The sequence below is a fragment of the Bradyrhizobium sp. CCGB12 genome (genome assembly GCF_024199845.1).
Taxonomy (GTDB): domain Bacteria; phylum Pseudomonadota; class Alphaproteobacteria; order Rhizobiales; family Xanthobacteraceae; genus Bradyrhizobium.
Map to the genome: position 1 here is coordinate 6,051,496 of NZ_JANADO010000001.1, position 17,192 is coordinate 6,068,687.

General features: G+C 62.7%; 19 protein-coding genes. 12 read left to right on the plus strand and 7 right to left on the minus strand.

Annotated features, from left to right (window positions below; translation table 11 throughout):
- The first annotated feature begins 128 nt into the window (after nt 1-128).
- Nucleotides 129-536 (plus strand): hypothetical protein, encoded by a 408-nt coding sequence (locus NLM27_RS27630; RefSeq protein WP_254146291.1) that lies wholly within the window; start codon nt 129-131, stop codon nt 534-536.
- Between the two features lie 175 nt (nt 537-711).
- Here NLM27_RS27630 and NLM27_RS27635 read toward each other — a convergent pair whose 3' ends face one another.
- From NLM27_RS27635 to NLM27_RS27650, 4 genes are all read right to left on the minus strand, one after another.
- The gene (locus NLM27_RS27635; protein WP_254146292.1) at nt 712-1,692 is read right to left on the minus strand and encodes an ABC transporter substrate-binding protein; all 981 of its coding nucleotides are present in this window, start codon (nt 1,690-1,692) and stop codon (nt 712-714) included.
- A gap of 153 nt (nt 1,693-1,845) precedes the next feature.
- Nucleotides 1,846-2,622, minus strand: coding sequence for a helix-turn-helix transcriptional regulator (locus NLM27_RS27640; protein WP_254146293.1), 777 nt, complete (start codon nt 2,620-2,622; stop codon nt 1,846-1,848).
- A 111-nt stretch (nt 2,623-2,733) separates the two neighbouring features.
- On the minus strand, nt 2,734-3,711 hold the full coding sequence (locus NLM27_RS27645; RefSeq protein ID WP_254146294.1) for an ABC transporter substrate-binding protein: 978 nt from the start codon (nt 3,709-3,711) through the stop codon (nt 2,734-2,736).
- 535 nt (nt 3,712-4,246) lie between these two features.
- Nucleotides 4,247-4,909, minus strand: coding sequence for a phytochelatin synthase family protein (locus NLM27_RS27650; RefSeq protein ID WP_254146295.1), 663 nt, complete (start codon nt 4,907-4,909; stop codon nt 4,247-4,249).
- Nucleotides 4,910-5,304: 395 nt separating this feature from the next.
- Between NLM27_RS27650 and NLM27_RS27655 the strand changes: the two genes are divergently transcribed.
- Complete coding sequence (locus tag NLM27_RS27655) at nt 5,305-5,499, plus strand: hypothetical protein (RefSeq protein WP_254146296.1); 195 nt, start codon at nt 5,305-5,307, stop codon at nt 5,497-5,499.
- Nucleotides 5,500-5,523: 24 nt separating this feature from the next.
- Here NLM27_RS27655 and NLM27_RS27660 read toward each other — a convergent pair whose 3' ends face one another.
- Nucleotides 5,524-5,730 carry a hypothetical protein gene (locus NLM27_RS27660; protein ID WP_254146297.1) on the minus strand — a complete coding sequence of 69 codons (207 nt, stop codon included), beginning with the start codon at nt 5,728-5,730 and terminating at the stop codon, nt 5,524-5,526.
- A 434-nt stretch (nt 5,731-6,164) separates the two neighbouring features.
- On the minus strand, nt 6,165-7,370 hold the full coding sequence (locus NLM27_RS27665; protein ID WP_254146298.1) for an LLM class flavin-dependent oxidoreductase: 1,206 nt from the start codon (nt 7,368-7,370) through the stop codon (nt 6,165-6,167).
- Nucleotides 7,371-7,640: 270 nt separating this feature from the next.
- On the opposite strand from NLM27_RS27665, the gene napE reads away from it, so the two are divergent.
- The 6 genes from napE to NLM27_RS27695 all read left to right on the plus strand — a co-directional run bounded on the left by napE (nt 7,641) and on the right by NLM27_RS27695 (nt 13,019).
- Nucleotides 7,641-7,826, plus strand: a complete 186-nt coding sequence (napE, locus tag NLM27_RS27670; RefSeq protein ID WP_254146299.1) for a periplasmic nitrate reductase, NapE protein — start codon at nt 7,641-7,643, stop codon at nt 7,824-7,826.
- Nucleotides 7,827-7,851: 25 nt separating this feature from the next.
- Nucleotides 7,852-8,181 carry a chaperone NapD gene (locus tag NLM27_RS27675; protein ID WP_254146300.1) on the plus strand — a complete coding sequence of 110 codons (330 nt, stop codon included), beginning with the start codon at nt 7,852-7,854 and terminating at the stop codon, nt 8,179-8,181.
- Between the two features lie 15 nt (nt 8,182-8,196).
- Nucleotides 8,197-10,710 (plus strand): nitrate reductase catalytic subunit NapA, encoded by a 2,514-nt coding sequence (gene napA / locus NLM27_RS27680; RefSeq protein WP_254146301.1) that lies wholly within the window; start codon nt 8,197-8,199, stop codon nt 10,708-10,710.
- A complete protein-coding gene (locus tag NLM27_RS27685) occupies nt 10,707-11,177 on the plus strand; it encodes a nitrate reductase cytochrome c-type subunit (RefSeq protein ID WP_254146302.1) in 471 nt (156 codons plus the stop codon). Before napA ends, NLM27_RS27685 begins: the two co-directional genes overlap by 4 nt.
- Nucleotides 11,174-11,815, plus strand: a complete 642-nt coding sequence (locus NLM27_RS27690) for a NapC/NirT family cytochrome c (RefSeq protein WP_254146303.1) — start codon at nt 11,174-11,176, stop codon at nt 11,813-11,815. The genes NLM27_RS27685 and NLM27_RS27690 overlap by 4 nt, the downstream gene beginning before the upstream one ends.
- Before the next feature lie 88 nt (nt 11,816-11,903).
- Nucleotides 11,904-13,019, plus strand: coding sequence for an ATP-dependent RecD-like DNA helicase (locus NLM27_RS27695; protein ID WP_254146304.1), 1,116 nt, complete (start codon nt 11,904-11,906; stop codon nt 13,017-13,019).
- Nucleotides 13,020-13,232: 213 nt separating this feature from the next.
- Here NLM27_RS27695 and NLM27_RS27700 read toward each other — a convergent pair whose 3' ends face one another.
- Complete coding sequence (locus NLM27_RS27700) at nt 13,233-14,924, minus strand: caspase family protein (RefSeq protein ID WP_254146305.1); 1,692 nt, start codon at nt 14,922-14,924, stop codon at nt 13,233-13,235.
- Nucleotides 14,925-15,153: 229 nt separating this feature from the next.
- On the opposite strand from NLM27_RS27700, the gene msrA reads away from it, so the two are divergent.
- The 4 genes from msrA (at nt 15,154) to NLM27_RS27720 (ending at nt 17,103) form a co-directional block, all read left to right on the plus strand.
- Entirely contained in the window at nt 15,154-15,858 is a 705-nt protein-coding gene (gene msrA / locus NLM27_RS27705) for a peptide-methionine (S)-S-oxide reductase MsrA (protein WP_254146306.1), read from the plus strand.
- A 31-nt stretch (nt 15,859-15,889) separates the two neighbouring features.
- Nucleotides 15,890-16,309: a peptide-methionine (R)-S-oxide reductase MsrB gene (msrB, locus tag NLM27_RS27710; RefSeq protein WP_254146307.1), complete on the plus strand. Its 420-nt coding sequence runs from the start codon at nt 15,890-15,892 to the stop codon at nt 16,307-16,309.
- 118 nt (nt 16,310-16,427) lie between these two features.
- The gene (locus tag NLM27_RS27715; protein WP_254146308.1) at nt 16,428-16,592 is read left to right on the plus strand and encodes a DUF3309 family protein; all 165 of its coding nucleotides are present in this window, start codon (nt 16,428-16,430) and stop codon (nt 16,590-16,592) included.
- Between the two features lie 214 nt (nt 16,593-16,806).
- A complete protein-coding gene (locus tag NLM27_RS27720) occupies nt 16,807-17,103 on the plus strand; it encodes a hypothetical protein (protein WP_092186915.1) in 297 nt (98 codons plus the stop codon).
- Nucleotides 17,104-17,192: the final 89 nt, after the last annotated feature.

The following is a 17,192-nucleotide window of genomic DNA, read 5'->3' on the forward strand; positions in this document are numbered from 1 at the left end:
CAGGCGGCCTGAGAACGAGTGTTCGTGGGTTTAACGCGCCTTGCGGCCCGGCAGCAACTCCTGGTTGGTCGGCACTGAGCCAGCTGCTAAGAACCCCGTGCGATGCGCTTTGATGGGATGAGGGGTCGGTGGCGAGACAAAAGAAGTTTCTGGTCCACAAGAACGTAACGCTATATCGGGCCAAAAAAGGCAGCAGCGAATACAATAATTGGTACACGCTCATCCCGAACAAGCAGGTTGAAGATGGAGACGGCGTTCTCGATATACGTCGACTTCCAAAAAGATATCGAAACGGAGAAAAACTCGAACTCGATCTTTCCGCGGCAACGGCACCTGCATCGGTGGGATATTTGTATGAAGCCGAGACGGCCAAGCAGTTGATGCAGCAAAATGACGATGTTCACAGGAGTGTCTTGCGACGCGCAATTGATGATGATTATGACTTTGAAGCCGCAACGCGTGACAACTACGGCCAATTTTTCCGACGGTTAAGGCGGTGGTGGCGGACGAAATTTGGTGCCGAAACCTCGAACTGAGAGACGTCTGTCCGGGTCAAAGGGCGGCTCAAGTCAAAGCCGCCGAACGTCCGCGAAGGGCCAACAGACCGAAACTGACCTATCCGGCTTCGGCAACCCTCGATCCAGTCGGCAGCATCTGCGCGCTGGCCGCCAAGGATCGCTTCGACGGCGATGCCGGGTCGCCGAGGGACATCTATTCGATCACCTCATCGGCGCGCGCTAGCAGCATTGGCGGAACATGCATTTGTATGGTCTTGGCGGTCGCTAGATTGATGACAAGGTCGTATTTGATTGGCAACTCGACCGGAAGATTTCCCGGTTGCTCGCCTCTTAATATCTTGTCAACGGAAGTCGCTGCGCGCCGAAACAGGTCAACCAAATTGGGACCATAGGACATCAGCGCCCCTGCTTTCACGTAGACGTCGGCAGGTGCCATCACGGGCAAGCCATACGCCATCGCCACTTGCGCGATCTGTCTACGTTCATTGAAGAACATGGGGTCGAAAACCGTCATCACGCCAGTTTTCTTGTCTCTCGGGACGAGAGAAAGAGCTCGCTCGAAGTCGTGAGGACCCAGCACCTCGACCGGCTGCACCGTTAGATCCAGTGGACTTGCCGCTGCTTCCACCTGATCGAAAAAGCGCTGAGCGGTCGAGCGGTTATCTGGATTGATAAGCAGCGCCACGCGGGAGAGATTGGGAAACGTCTCTTTCAATAATTGAAGTCGCTTTGGGCTGACGTCTACGACTGCATAACCCGTGATGTTACCGCCTGGCCGCGAAAAGCTATCGACCAGGCCGCCCCCTACTGGGTCGGCAACAAGAATGAAGACAATCGGAGTTGTCCTGGTTGCCGCTTTCGCAGCGTATGATGCGGCCGATGCGGAGGTAATGAGAACGTCGAGTTTAAGCTGCGCCAACTCCGCGGCCATCGCTTTGAAACGCTCGGGCTGCTCTGCCGGAAAGCGATGCTCGTATATTACGTTCTTTCCCTCGACGTACCCTAGCTTGGCAATCCCATCCACTAGCGGCCTCAGAAAGACCGCCTCTTCCTCTGCATTGCCCGCGTGCCAGAGCACGCCAATCCGGGCAACCTTTCGGCTTTGTTGAGCTTGAGCCACGAGTGGCCAAGTCGTCGCGCCGCCAACTAGCGTCAGGAACTCGCGTCGTTTCATTAGATTGCCCGCAATCCAATGGCTTCCGGTTCATTGGAGACAACTTATAGCACAGCTTGCATCAATGGACCTCGATCGAATCCGATTCGGGTCGAAAGGCGACGATCCCAGGGGACGGACTGCGCGTCCTCCCCTTGGCTTAAATTCCGCGCGCTAGTTCAGAGTGTGGGTCAATAGCCGCAGCACAATCGAGAACAATTCATTCTGCGAGGAGATGCCGAGCCGCTCATAGGCGCGCTTGCGGTAGGTCAGTGTCGAATGCAGGCTGATGCCGAGCGCCTGCGAGATCGCTTCGGAGCTGAAGCCTGCGAGGATGCGCCAGCAGACCTCCTGCTCGCGCCGCGTGAGGGCGGCGAGCGGCGCGCGGGTGGCAAACAGCGCGGCGAGGCTCTGATCCGGCGTTGCGGTCTGCTGAAAATGGCGCGCGACGCTCGCGCCTATCGCCGGCGCGATCACTCGAAGCCGCTCGCGCTGCACGCCGCTGAAGCGGCCCTGCGCGGCGATCCGGTAGAAATTGACATAGAAGCAGGTGTCGCCAGTCCAGATCGCGGTCGCGCACTTGTCGACGATGCCGGAATCGCCAAAGAAGATCTTTCGGTAGCGGGCGCCGTACATGCGCGGCGCGAAGGCCGGCAACATGATCGGCGCACTGCCCTCGCCTTCGAACAAGGCATCGCGGTTAGGATCGGATTCGTGGAACTGGCCGGCATAGGCGGCGCCAAGATCGCCGCCAATCGGGATGTTGCCGGCATCGAGCAGGCAGTGTGCGGCACCCGCGCGGCGCAGCGCAAACACCATGCAATGGCCGACGCCGGCCTGCCGGCGCAGGGTGTCGATCAGGACATTTGGGAAGTCGGGGCGGCCGATGGCGAGTACCGCGGAGGTGATGTCGCCATCCGCGGAGTTTGCGGGCACTGCCTGAGACCGCATGAGTATTCCTCCGTCAACGTTCTTTTGCGGAAGGTTAGCAGCAACGGGATTTGGCCGGAAGCCGGCGTATGCTGCCCACGAGGTCCGGTTCGAGGCGCAGCAAGCGCAACCCTATTCGATCACCTCGTCAGCGCGAAGCAGCAACGAGGTTGGCACGCTGAGCCCGAGTGCCCTCGCCGTCTTCATGTTGATCACCAACTGGTATTTGGTCGGCTGCTCCACCGGGAGATCGGCAGGTTTGATGCCTTTGAGGATCTTATCGACGTAGCCGCCTGCCCGGCGGAACAGATCGGCCACATCGGGACCGTAGACGATCAATCCGCCGTTCGCGAATTGGCGCCAGAGATGCAGCGCGGGGAGACGATGCTTCGCCGCGAGCGCCATCACCCGGGGTGCCTCGACAACCGTCAGCGCATCGCCAAGGACAATCACTGCGTCGGCGCGCTGGGCAGCGGCCGAGGCAAAGGCGGTATCAAGCTCGTCGGCCGTGGTCGCCTCAACAATCGGCAGTGCCACGCCCAGGTTTCGGGCTGTGCCGGGTAGCTCCTGGGCCAATAGTAGCCTGTGCATCGGGTTGCCCCGATTGACGAGGATCGCGACGGTTGAGGCGCCAGGAACCAGCTCCCGGAGAATATCGATCTGCTTTTCGAGCGTTACTCCCTGGGAGGTCGCAAGTCCCGTGACGTTGCCGCCTGGGCGCGCCAGGCTTTGCACGAGTCCGAGCCCAACAGGATCAAACACGGCCACGAACACGATCGGAATACTCGCTGTCGCCGATTTCAGGGCTTCGGTTGCGCGCGGTCCCGCGGCGATGAGCACATCGGGACGGAGAGCAATCAGGTCGGCGACCGAACCTGGCAGTCGGTCCGGGGGTTGGGAAAAGCGATGGTCGATCGCTAAATTTTTCCCGTCGATCCACCCGTGGCTTCGCAGCCCGTCAAACAACACCAGCTCGGCTTGATTGAGGGCCTGCGCGCTTCCATCGCCGACGGCAAGAAAGCCAAGCCGGCGGCGCTTCCCCTGCGCCCGAGAACGTCGTGGCGACACCAGCAGCGCCGCAGCAGCCGCAATGAACTCCCGCCGCTTCATTCGATCCTCATCGGAGCCTGAGGATGACGGGACGCAGCGTCTCACGTCCCGATAGGTGTTGCGCTCACAGCGGGTAGATGCGGGCTGGGACAGCTTCGGGCCACGCGCCCACATCGCCGGAAACGAGCGCCAGGTTTGGCACGTTGCGGCACGACTGGATCGGACTAGACGTCACGACTTGTCGTGCGCGTACTTCTCCAACAGCAGCCGATTATATTCATCTCTCACGGCTCGCCGCGAGACATGCCCTCTTCGGTCCTTGGCAATCCTCAGAAGATCGGGATCGGTCGGTGCCCGTGATTTCCGCCTAAACTTCGCAAAAAGTCGGGTCGCAGGCGCCGACGTCGTTCCAAACAGTCGGTCAAACCATCCCATCGTGTCCTCCCGGACAAACGCGAATTGGAACATTATCACCATGGATTTGGGGGTCAAACGGGCAGTGCAACTGCTTCTTCTAGAAGAGCTCGCCGCCGCATGGTCTGCAACGGCCGGCCGACCCCGGCCAATCCGACGCGCCCGGTTTCGGCAGCCACTGCTATTCTATCAGCAGCAGTCCGCGCCTCTTATCACCGTCGAATGTATTGACAGCGACGAACAGCCGCTTCCACTCGACCAGCCAAGGCTGGTAGTCGGAATTGACGTCGAGCACGAACACCAAATCCTCGGCTTCGAGATAACCGCCGATCGGCGAATGATGGCCAACACCGGCGCCAAAGATTGGCGCGCGTTCGAAATTCACGATGTAGCGCCTGTCGGGATCGTTGGAGCGACGCAGATGCTCCAGAAACTGGTCTTCGCTGAGATCGCGCAAGACCGTGACTTTCCGGCTGGTGTTGGCCCGGGCGACCTCGGCCAGCTCATCGAGCGAAAGGCCCAGAATGCACACGCCGGTCCAGCACCGCCCTGTGCCGGCCAGTACCTTGGCCTCCGTGCTTGCCGCCTCGCCAAGTGACCTGTACGCATTCGCAACGGCGGCAGGTCCGCAACGAGAACCATTGGATTGCCAATCAACGTATCTGTGGAATTTGGCGGCCACTGGCAGGTGCCACGCGCGTTCTATGAGCTCCGGTGTACGCGTCACCGAGGAGGCTACGGCTCCTGACGGCACGCGCGACTGGCCAACGACCAGAGCTCCGGCGCCCAGCAGACCCGCAGCGATCACCAAGCTGATGAAACTGACGTAGCGCCATCGCCTCATTGGCCTGAACCCTGGCGGCAATCACGACCGTGACGTCGGGGACACATCGGCCCGCTATGCGAGCTTCGAGGCCAGTACACGAGTCGTGTGAGCACTTATGGCTCGTGGGAAAGTCATTGGTCCGGACACCATACGTTCCCAAAAGAACAATTCGTCGCTGTGCCCCTTTGACGCACCAATGTCGGCTAAGGGACAATAGCGCCAGATAAACGATTGCATCAGCATTGTTGGGGGCCGCCGAGGTCTCGTTGGCGCATTTGCCCTCCGGGACTCCAGCGCGAAAGAAATAGGCCACGTTACAAAATTACCACCCGGTCAGGCATCTCAGCCACTAAGCTGGAGCGATCATGACGAAAACGTATTTGTTCTAATCAATATTATCTGCGGGGGGAGACATGTTCGATGTCTATCGCAACGGCAAGCGGGACGTGCTCGTCATCAGCAATGGCTCCCAGATGCCCGCGCCCTACTCTTCCAATAAGTGGCGCAAGAGCAGAAGGAGAGTTCTCAAGGTCAGCGACGAAATCAGGGAAACCGTTCTGAGACAGGGCTATTATCTTCGCAGCTTGCGTGCGGATAGGAAGGCGTGATGCAGGCCCATCAGGTCATGGGTCTCAGGTCTTCACTCCGAGTTCGTCCATAACAACGCGTCTGCGCAAATCGTGCGCAGCGACAGTCAAATGCGAGCCTACGATCAGCCGCAGCCGCTTCAATTTGATGAGAGCAACGGGGTCACACAGCTCGATCGACAAGCCCGCTCCCAATATCGCAATGGCGCGTTGCTCCTCCGCGTCGAGTTCAGTCCAGGAGATGCCCTCCATCACCGACCTCAAATTGTCCCCAAGGGAAGCCTCAGAATCCAAACGCTCGCCTGATTTGCCGCAGCATATCGGTGGCCGCGTCGGTGTACCGGCCGTTGGTTAGGTATCGATCCAGTTGCGCCGTGCTCATGAGCGCCACAACTGCCGCCATTAAGCCCTTAAACATTGGGCCTCTCCTGAAAGAGACCGCCAACCGGGCGTGTCGAAATATTGAATTATTCTCAGAATGCGCGCCGCAAATGGCGGCGTAATATGGAAATGGTGACATTGACTCGTAACCAGTTCCTTAACGTAGCGATATCTGCGTGGCGCCGACGCTGCCGGGACGCTGCGTTGCAGACCCGACGCCACCGGAGAGAACGTCCAAAAGCGCGTGCCGTGGAACGAGGGCACGGTCGTTGCTGCCAGGTGGCTCCGACCAAGAGCCGGGCCGCCTACCCTGCCGCCGCCTTCGCCGGTGCGACGTTGATCGCAAGCTTGCCGTAGCGGTCGGTGAAAGCCTCGGTGTCGATCTCTTCCAGCTTGATATCGCCGCTCATGACGCCCTGCTTCCAGGCCGCCTGAGCCGGATCGTTCTGGAACTCGGGCATCACCTCACGGCCGAACAATTCCAGCGATTCGCAGATGTGCTCGTGGCTGTTCTTGCCGGCCTGGTTGAGCAGAATGACCTGGTCGATATGCGAAGACTGGAAGCGCTTGAGCTTCCTGCGGATGGTCTCGGGCGAGCCGATCAGGCCGCCGCGCAGCGCCGCCTCCTGCGCCTCCGGATTGTCGCGCTTCCACTTGTTGTACTCGTCCCACATGTTGACGGTGTAGGGCGCAGGACGCTGGCGGTTCTGCGAGGCGCCGTAGAAGCGCAATGCGAACTGGAAGAAGGTGGCGCCGTCGGCGCGGGCACGCGCCTCCTCGTCGGTCTTGGCGCACATGAAGAACGAGACCAGCGCCATGTTCGGGTTGATCTCGTAGTCGGCGAGCTTGTGCAGCCGCTTGGTCATCGCGTTGTAATAGGCGTGCACCCAGGCGTGCGCAGCATCAGCGCTGACGAACTGGAAGCCAAGCGCGCCAAAGCCGTGGCGGCCGGCGCGCTCGATGGTCGGCAGCTGCGAGCACGCCATCCACAGCGGCGGATGCGGCTTCTGCACCGGCTTCGGCACCACGTTGCGCAACGGGATGTCGAAATACTTGCCGTGGTGCTCGCTGCCGGCGTCCTTGAACATCGGGAAGATCGCGGCGACGGCCTCCTCGAACACCTCCTTCTTGGTCTCCATGTCGCGGCCGAACGGCGTGAGCTCGGTGATCGAGGCGCTCTCGCCCATGCCGAACTCGCAGCGGCCGTTCGAGAGCAGGTCCAGCACCGCGACGCGCTCGGCAACGCGGGCCGGATGGTTGGTGGTGAGCTGGAGGATGCCGTGGCCGAGCCTGATGTTTTTGGTGCGCTGGCTCGCGGCCGCGAGGAAGGATTCCGGCGAGGGCGAGTGCGAATACTCCTCGAGGAAGTGATGCTCGACGACCCAGGCATGGTCGTAGCCGAGCTTGTCGGCGAGTTCCATCTGCGAGAGCGCGTTCTGGTAGAGCCTGAGCTCGTCGCCGGCCACCCAGGGCCTTGGCAGTTGCAGCTCGTAGAAGATGCCGAACTTCATGGCGCCGCTCGCTCCCGCATTATTGTTGTTGATCGCATCTTAATGCGTGAGGCGCGGCTGTCTACGGACGAGCAATTCCGCCGCGCGGGAGATGAATTCCTCGACCGCACGTCGCGATGAAAGCCCGATTCCGGCGCGTACTACAGGGTGCGGCCAAGGCGACTGATTGATCCAGATCAACGCGTTAGCGGCTCGAACGCATCTAAGGTGCAGCAAGGCAACGGCCCGGATGCCGTCCCGATTCCCAATACCCTTTCAGAGAGACCGAATATGTCGGCCCCTGACGACACGACGTCGCGCGCGCGCCGCAAGCGCATGGAGATTTTCGCGTTCCTGTTCCTGACCGCGGTCGTGATGCCCGTCCTCGCGGTCGGAACGGTCGGCACTTACGGGCTCGGCGTCTGGATCTACCAGATGTTCGCCGGCCCTCCCGGCCCACCGTCCTCCCCGCATTGATCCCCGAAAAGCGAAAGACAGGCATATGGCCCAAGGGTCACTCAACACAGCCAAACTCAACCGTCGCGCACTGATCACCGGACGGGTGCTCAGCGCCGACCGCATCGTGCCGCCGCCGGGCTACGAGATCGCCAGCATCCTGGTGCAGGCGCGCCCCGACCGCCTCGCGGACGTCGAAGCCGAGATCACCGTCCTCCCCGGCTGCGAGATCCATGGCCGCGATCCACGCGGCAAGCTCGTCGTCGTGACCGAAGCGCCGGATGCCGGCAGCCTCGGCACGATACTCAACACCATCCAGTCGCTGCCGCACGTCTATTCCGCGGCGCTCGTCTTTCACGCCATCGAAACAGCCTAAGGCCGGAGAGCCGTCATGACATCGCCAAAGCTCGACCGTCGCCAGATGCTGAAGCTCGAGGCCGCCGCCATTGCGGCCGCCGCTGCGGGCATGCCTGTTCCGGCGCTCGCCGCCAATCTCGTCACTGAACGCGACAACAGCGAACTGAACTGGGACAAGGCCCCCTGCCGCTTCTGCGGCACCGGCTGCTCGGTGATGGTCGCGACCAAGGACAACCGCGTCGTCGCCACCCACGGCGACATCAAGGCCGAGGTCAATCGCGGCCTCAACTGCGTCAAGGGCTACTTCCTCTCCAAGATCATGTACGGCCACGACCGCCTGACGCAGCCGATGCTGCGCAAGACCGGCGGCAAATACGACAAGAACGGCGAGTTCACGCCTGTGTCCTGGACCGAAGCCTTCGACATCATGGAGCTGAAGTGGAAGGAGGCAATCAGGAAGCGCGGGCCGAACGGCGTCGCCATGTTCGGCTCCGGCCAGTGGACGATCTGGGAAGGTTATGCCGCCTCAAAGCTGTTCAAGGCCGGCTTCCGCACTAACAACATCGATCCCAATGCGCGCCACTGCATGGCCTCGGCCGTGGCCGGCATGATGCGCACCTTCGGCATCGACGAGCCGGCCGGCTGCTACGACGACATCGAGGCGACCGACGCCTTCGTGCTGTGGGGCTCCAACATGGCGGAGATGCACCCCATCTTGTGGACCCGCCTCGCCGACCGCCGGCTGTCCGCGCCGCATGTCCGCGTCGCCGTGCTCTCCACCTTCGAGCACCGCTCGTTCGACCTCGCCGACATCGGCATGGTGTTCGTGCCGCAGACCGATCTCTACATCCTCAACGCCATCGCCAACCACATCATCAAGTCCGGCCGCGTTAACAAGGATTTTGTTGCCGCACATACGGTCTTCAAGCGCGGCCAGACCGACATCGGCTATGGCCTGCGGCCCGAGCATCCCTTGCAGAAGAAGGCGACGGGCGCCGCGAAGGCCAACGACTCCACCGACATGAGCTATGACGAGTTCGTCAAGTTCGTCTCGGACTACACGCTCGAGAAGGCCGCAAAAATGTCCGGCGTGCCGCTCAATCGCCTGGAGGCGCTGGCCGAGCTCTACGCCGATCCCAAGACCAAGGTGGTCTCGTTCTGGACCATGGGATTCAACCAGCACACCCGCGGCGTCTGGTGCAACAACCTCGTCTACAACATCCATCTTTTGACCGGAAAGATCTCCTCACCCGGCAACAGCCCGTTCTCGCTGACCGGCCAGCCCTCGGCCTGCGGCACCGCGCGCGAGGTCGGCACCTTCTCGCACCGCCTGCCCGCCGACATGGTCGTGACCAACAAGGCGCATCGCGACCATACCGAACACATCTGGCAGCTGCCGGAGGGCACCATCTCCGACAAGAACGGCGCACACGCTGTGCTGCAAAGCCGGATGCTGAAGGACGGCCTGATCAACGCCTATTGGGTGCAGGTCAACAACAATCTCCAGGCCGGTCCCAACATCAACGAGGAGACCCTTCCGGGCTTCCGCAATCCCGACAATTTCATCGTGGTCTCGGATGCCTATCCGACGGTGACGGCACTGGCCGCCGACCTAATCCTGCCGACCGCGATGTGGGTGGAAAAGGAAGGCGCCTATGGCAATGCCGAGCGGCGCACGCAGTTCTGGCATCAGCTCGTCACGGCGCCCGGCGAGTCGAAGTCCGATCTCTGGCAGCTCATGGAGTTCTCCAAGCGCTTCAAGATCGAGGACGTGTGGACCGAAGAGCTGATCGCCAAGAAGCCGGAGTATCGCGGCAAGACGCTGTTCGACGTGCTCTACCGGAACGGTCAGGTCGACAAATTTCCGACCTCGGAGATCGAGGAAGGCTACGCCAACGAGGAATCCAAGGCGTTCGGCTTCTACGTCCAGAAGGGCCTGTTCGAGGAATATGCCCAATTCGGCCGCGGCCATGGCCACGACCTCGCGCCGTTCGAGGCCTATCACAGGGAGCGCGGTCTGCGCTGGCCCGTCGTCAACGGCCAGGAGACGAAGTGGCGTTTCCGCGAAGGCAGCGATCCCTACGTCAAGCAGGGCACCGACGTGCAGTTCTACGGCTATCCCGACGGCAAGGCCCGCATCTTCGCGCTGCCCTACGAGCCGCCGGCGGAATCGCCCGACAGCGAATATCCGCTCTGGCTCTCAACCGGCCGCGTGCTGGAGCACTGGCATTCCGGCACCATGACGCGCCGCGTGCCCGAGCTCTACAGGGCGGTCCCCGAGGCCGTCTGCTTCATGCATCCCGACGACGCGTCGGAAGCCAAGCTACGCCGCGGCGACGAGGTGAAGGTGGTCTCGCGCCGCGGCTTCATCCGCGCCCGCGTGGAGACGCGCGGCCGCGACCGGCCGCCGCGCGGCCTCGTCTTCGTGCCGTGGTTCGATGAATCCAAGCTGATCAACAAGGTGACGCTCGACGCCACCGATCCGATCTCGCTGCAAACCGATTTCAAGAAGTGCGCCGTGCGCATCGAGCGGGTGACCCAGTCATGATCAAACGATCCGCAATCATCCTGCTCGCGGTCGCGATTGCCGCGGGCACGGGCTCGCTGACCGCGCAGACCGTGACGTCGGGCCTGCGCGGCCCAACGCCGCTCAATGACGAGGGCCCGGCGCCGCCGATGCTGCCGAACCGCAACACCTCCGAGAAGGAGGTGCGCAACTATCCGGAGCAGCCGCCTGTCATCCCGCACACGATCGACGGCTACCAGATCGACCTCAACAGCAACAAATGCCTGTCCTGCCATGCGCGCGCACGCACGTCGGAATCGCAGGCACCGATGGTCTCGATCACGCATTTCATGGACCGCGACGGCCAGTTCCTGGCCTCGATCTCGCCGCGGCGCTTCTTCTGCACGGAATGCCACGTGCCGCAAAACACCGCCAATCCGCCCGTCAGCAACGACTTCGTCGACATCGACACGCTGCTCTCGCGCGCAAGCCCCGGTGGCCGCCGATGACAACGACCGCGGACGGGTCAAAGGCCAAGCGCGGCTTCCTCGCGCGAAGCTGGGACTTCCTGCTCGAGCTCTGGCAGGTGCTGATCCGGCCGAGCTCGGTGTTCGGGCTCGGCGTGCTGGTGCTGGCAGGCTTTGCGGCCGGCGTGATCTTCTGGGGCGGCTTCAACACCGCGCTGGAATTGACCAACACGGAAAAGTTCTGCACCAGCTGCCACGAGATGAAGGACAACGTCTATGCCGAGCTGAAGTCGACCATCCACTTCACCAACCGCTCCGGCGTGCGGGCGACCTGCCCGGACTGCCACGTCCCGCACAACTGGACCGACAAGATCGCGCGCAAGATGCAGGCCTCCAAGGAGGTCTGGGGCAAGATCTTTGGCACGATCAATACCCGCGAGAAATTCCTGGATCACCGGCTCGAGCTGGCCGCGCATGAATGGGCGCGCTTCAAGGCCAACGATTCCCTGGAATGCCGCAACTGCCACAGCGCCGATTCCATGGACATCACAAAACAGTCGCCGCGGGCCTCTGTAGCGCACCAGCGCTTCCTGTTCACCGGTGAGAAGACCTGCATCGACTGCCACAAGGGCATTGCCCACCATCTGCCCGACATGCGCGGCGTTCCCGGCTGGCAGTAGGGTTGGCCCGGCCGCTTGAACGGGCGGAGCGAATGGTTAGTTTTGGGGGACGGCGAATCGCCTCGTTTCGCCCTTCTTCAAGACAGACATGGCCACCTTCACCCCGCATCAAGATGCCGCGCTCAAGGCCGTCGGCGACTGGCTCAAGGCCAAACCCGGCCGGGGCGGCACGCCGCCGGTGTTCCGCCTGTTCGGCTTTGCCGGCACCGGCAAGACCACGCTGGCGCGGCACATCGCCGAGGGCGTCGACGGCGAGGTGAAATTCGCCGCCTTCACCGGCAAGGCGGCCCTCGTCATGCGCAACAAGGGCTGTGACGAGGCCTCCACCATTCACTCCCTGATCTACCGCGCCCGTGAATCCGGCGAGGAGCAGCCGAGCTTCGAATTGTGGGACGATGCGCCGGCCTCCAAGGCCAAGCTGATCGTGATCGACGAATGCTCGATGGTCGACGCCGAATTGGGGCGCGACCTGATGTCGTTCGACTGTCCGCTGCTGGTGCTCGGCGACCCCGCGCAGCTACCGCCGATCCAGGGCGGCGGCTTCTTCACTAACACCGAACCGGACGCGATGCTGACCGAGGTGCATCGCCAGGCGCAGGACGATCCGATCGTGCGGATGTCGATGGACGTGCGCGAGGGCCGCGAGCTCGACATCGGCCGCTACGGCGAGAGCGAGGTGGTGTCACGAAAAGAGCTCGACCCTGACCGCGTCATGGGCGCCGACCAGGTCCTGGTCGGCCGCAACAACACGCGACGCGCATACAACATGCGGGTGCGACAGCGTCAGAACATCGAGGACCAGTTTCCCGTCGCCGGTGACAAGCTGGTGTGCCTGCGCAACAACCGCAAGAAGGGCCTGTTCAACGGCGGCCTGTGGCGCGTGAAGTCGCGTAACACCTCGCGTTCGAAATCGCGCATCCTCAGCATGCGGCTGTCGCCGGACGAGGATTTTGGGCACAAGGTGACCAAGGTCTCGGTGCGCGCCGACTGCTTCGAGGGCGGTATCGAGCAGATTGCCTGGGAGCAGCGCAAGCCTTATGACGAGTTCGACTACGGCTACGTGCTCACCGTGCACAAGTCGCAGGGCTCGCAATGGGACGACGTCGTGCTGTTCGACGAAAGCTTTGCGTTTCAGGAGTCCAGGGCGCGGTGGCTGTACACCGGCATCACGCGCGCGGCGAAAAGGTTGAGTATCGTCGTTTGAGCGTCGATGCTTTGGCGACAGCACCGCCTCAACCTCCGCTCGTCGTCCCGGACAAGCGAAGCGCAGATCCGGGACCCATACCCACAGGAAGAAGTTTGGCGAAGACTCGGAGTGGGCGCCTTGCCCCGCATTTCTCCCTGTGGTTATGGGTCCCCGCCTGCGCGGAGACGACACCAGGTGTTAGGCTCCGCCGTCGCGCCCTATACGCTTCCGTCACTTCCCCGCAACAAAATAAAAATCCTCGCGGCCCGGCGGCGAGCCGTAGGTGAACGGCTGCTGCTCGTGCCGGGTGGCGGCCCAGACGTCGTCGCGGATGATGTCGAACAGCTTTCGGATCTCGACGCGCGGCTGCTTGATCTCGCGGGCGAGCGCAGTGGCGAACGGACTGTTGGCGCTGCCATCGCCGTCCATCGCGGTCTCACCGTGCTTGGCGGCGTAGACCACCATGAAGCCGGCACCGGGCTCGATGTTGGAAAAGCCCTTGTCGACCAGCTTCAGCGCCAGCGTGCGCTGCATGGTCGGCGCGAATGGATTGTCGCGGCAGGCATCCAGGACGACGAGCCGCATTTTTCGCGCGGCGCCGACCGCGGCGATCACCTGCTCCAGGGCAACCGCCTGGGTCTCGGCGTCTCTGTCGGCAGCGAGCTTGGCGTCAACGGGAACGAGATAATTCACCCCGCCGATCTCGAAACCGTGGCCGGCATAATAGACCACCGCCCAGTCGGCTTTCTCCGCCTCGGCAGCGAAGGTCTTCAGCGCCTCGAAGAACTCGTCGCGGGTCAGGTCGCCGACCGAGATCACGCTCTGGAAACCGACGTCGCGCAGCGCGCCCGCGATCAATTTCGCGTCGCGTGGCGGATTGGGCAAGGCGTGAACGTTCGTGTAGGCGCCGTTGCCGATCACCAGCGCGACGCGGCGCCCGGCGGGCGCGGCCCCCGGCGTCAGCGCGGCGAGCCGCTCCTGCGCGATGGCGCGGGCGCGCGCGACCTCGGGTTCGTCAAACTTCGTCAGCGAGTAGGCCGCCGCGCGATAGTCGGCGCGCGCCTGGGCGAGATCTTTCTTCCGTTCGTAGATCTGGCCGCGGGCGGAATGGGCACGGATATTGTTCGGGTTGATCTGAAGCGCGGCGTTGTAGCCCTTCAGCGCGGCGTCGAGGTCGCCCTTCAGGACGTAGACGTCGGCGCGATTGTTGATCGCGTAGACATTCCTCGGCTGTTTCTCGATCAGGCCGTTGCAGGCGGCAAGGGCCTGATCGAACTTGCCCATCAGGCCGTAGGTCATGCAGCGGCTGCCGGCGATCTGCGGCGCAGCCGGGTCGATCTTCTCGGCCTCGGCGAAATCGGCGAGCGCGCCATCATAATCCTTCATCAGCGTGCGCACGCGGGCGCGGTTGGTCCAGCCGAGAATGAATTTGGGCGTCAGCTTGATCGACAGGCTGAAATCGTCGAGCGCGCTCTGCAGCGCGCCCCGGCGCACCTGAATCACGCCGCGGTTGTTGTAGGGAACGCCGTAGGTCGGACGCTTTTGGAGCGCGAGATTGTAATCCGCCATCGCGAGGTCGTCCTCGCCCCGGCGCTCATGGGCGAGACCGCGCAGATTGAGCGCGATGACATAGTCGGGATCGAGGTCGAGGGCCGTGGACAAGACCTCGATGGCGTGGACGTAGTCGCGCTTGTTGATCAGCGTGTTGCCGCGCACGGTGAGCGCGATCGCCTTGTCCTTGCCAGTGAGGCGGTCGGCATTGAGCAGATTGTCGCAGGCCGTTGCGCGGGCCGGCCCGTCCGCCTGGCGGTCGCGGCAGATGGCGAGATCATCGCCGGCTTGCGGATCGGCCGCGGCAATCGACATGCCGGCGGCCAGGACGGAAGTGAAGACGGCAAGGATCAGGGGTATGACGCGCAGCATCTTGTCAGGTCAGCTCCAGCCACCATTTTTCGCGGGTTCATCTAGCGCGGAGTTCCCCACCTCGCCAAGGCGACTGTCTCGGCGGTGCGTTCTCACGGTCTCGTGTCCGTCCCGGCGTAACAATCGCCGGCCGTGCCCGTATCTCGGATGATGCGAAAACGCGGCCGGGCGGGCTGTTCGCCCGGCCGCGGCCGCCCTAGACTGTCAGCCCTGCCGAAAGAGGATCGCCATGCGCCGAACCGCCCTCGCCACTCTGCTCGCCGCAACCACAGCCCTGACGCTGGCCTTCGCGATGCCGTCCCGGGCTGCGGAGGATGCGGTCGTGATCCCCGCCCCCGCCATGGATGCAGCGCCCGCGAGCGGAATCCAGACCGCCGTGATCGCCGGCGGCTGCTTCTGGGGCGTGCAGGGCGTCTTCCAGCACACCGCGGGCGTCGTCAACGCCGTCTCCGGCTATGCCGGCGGCACCAAGGCGACCGCCGACTACCAGACGGTCTCGAGCGGCCGCACCGGCCACGCCGAGTCCGTCGAGATCAAGTACGACCCGAAGAAGATCTCCTACGGAAAGATTCTCCAGATCTACTTCTCGGTGGTGCACGACCCGACCCAGCTCAATCGCCAGGGCCCTGACACCGGGACGCAATATCGCTCGGCGATCTTCACCACCTCAGACGAGCAGAAGAAGGTCGCGGAGGCCTATATCGCCCAGCTCAACGGCGCCAAGGTGTTCAACAAGCCGATCGTGACCAAGGTCGGCGCGCTGGAGGCATTCTATCCGGCGGAGGCCTATCACCAGGACTATCTGACGCTGCACCCGAACCAGCCCTACATCGCCTATAACGATCTGCCGAAGGTCGAGAACCTGAAAAAGCTGTTTGCGGATAATTACATTGAGAAGCCGACGCTGGTGAATGCCAGCAAGGCCACCAACTGATCGCGAGATCACCGACAGAAACGGGAGACCCATGCCCGACACCAAAACGAAAACCACCGACGACAAGGTCACCAAGAGCGAGGAGCAGTGGCGGCGCGAATTGTCGCCGATGCAATACGCGGTGCTGCGCGAGAAGGCGACCGAGCGGCCCTTCTCCGGCGAGTATGAGCACGACCACCGCGCCGGCACTTACGTCTGCGCCGGTTGCGGCAACGAGCTGTTCGAGTCCGATGCCAAGTTCGATTCCGGTTGCGGCTGGCCGAGCTTCACCCAGCCCGCCGTCGAGAGCCATATCGACGAGGAGCGGGACGTCAGCCACGGCATGATCCGCACCGAGGTGCTGTGCTCCAAGTGCAGCGGCCATCTCGGTCATGTCTTCCCCGACGGTCCCGGGCCGACCGGCCTGCGCTACTGCATCAACTCCGCCGCGCTGAAGCTCGAGCCGAAATAAATATTCGACCACTCCGCGCGGGGCCGGGTTCCTTCATGGAACCCGGCCCCGCGATGTGCTTTTCTCTCCTTGGCGGTGCGGCCGATCGTCACTTTTGGCGACCGCCAGGGAGGATGCCATGTCACTCGGGACCATCCTGATCATCCTGGTGATCATCTACCTGCTGGGGGGCCTGTCCGGCCGCATCGGCGGTTATGGCTATGGCCTCGGGCATTCCGGCATGGGGATTGGCGGCGTCGTCCTCGTGGTGCTGGTCGTGCTGCTGGTTCTTGGCAAGTTGTAGGCCATATAACCCATTGAAAATATTTGATTTATCAAGGCTGCGGGGCTGCCATGCGTGGATTCATCATCTCGCATCGCGGGGGTCGCATTTTTGTCAAATCGGCCTATATTAGGGGGCGAAACTGACATGTGTGGCGGGCCCGCTCGATTGCGGCCCCTGCCCTCCCAAACCCCACGCGCTTAAAGCCCCAGAGAAGATCACGAGGTCTTTGACCATGCGTCCACTGCGTCCGTTCAACTTCAACACCTCCGCCGAACTCTTCCCCGCCGCGATCCGCAAGAAGAAGCGCGCAGGCTTCACCTATCGCCGGTTCGGCACCGCGGCCGAAGCCGTGCAGTTTGCGATGGAGCAGTTGCCGACGGATTCGCTGAACGGCGCCTATCTCCAGGTCGAGGAAGCGCGCTTCGACCAGAACGGCATCCGCTCGCTCTATGAGAGCGAAGCCTTCCCGCTGCCCCGCCGCCGCAAGCCCGAGCCGGCAGCCGCGGAGACCGACGCCGACGCGGCGTAAGTTTCTTCGCAAAGCCTTACGATGTGCGCAGCAGGCGCGATGGCCGAAAGGCTATCGCGCCTTTTGTGTTTTGGGGGCTTCTCTCCCCC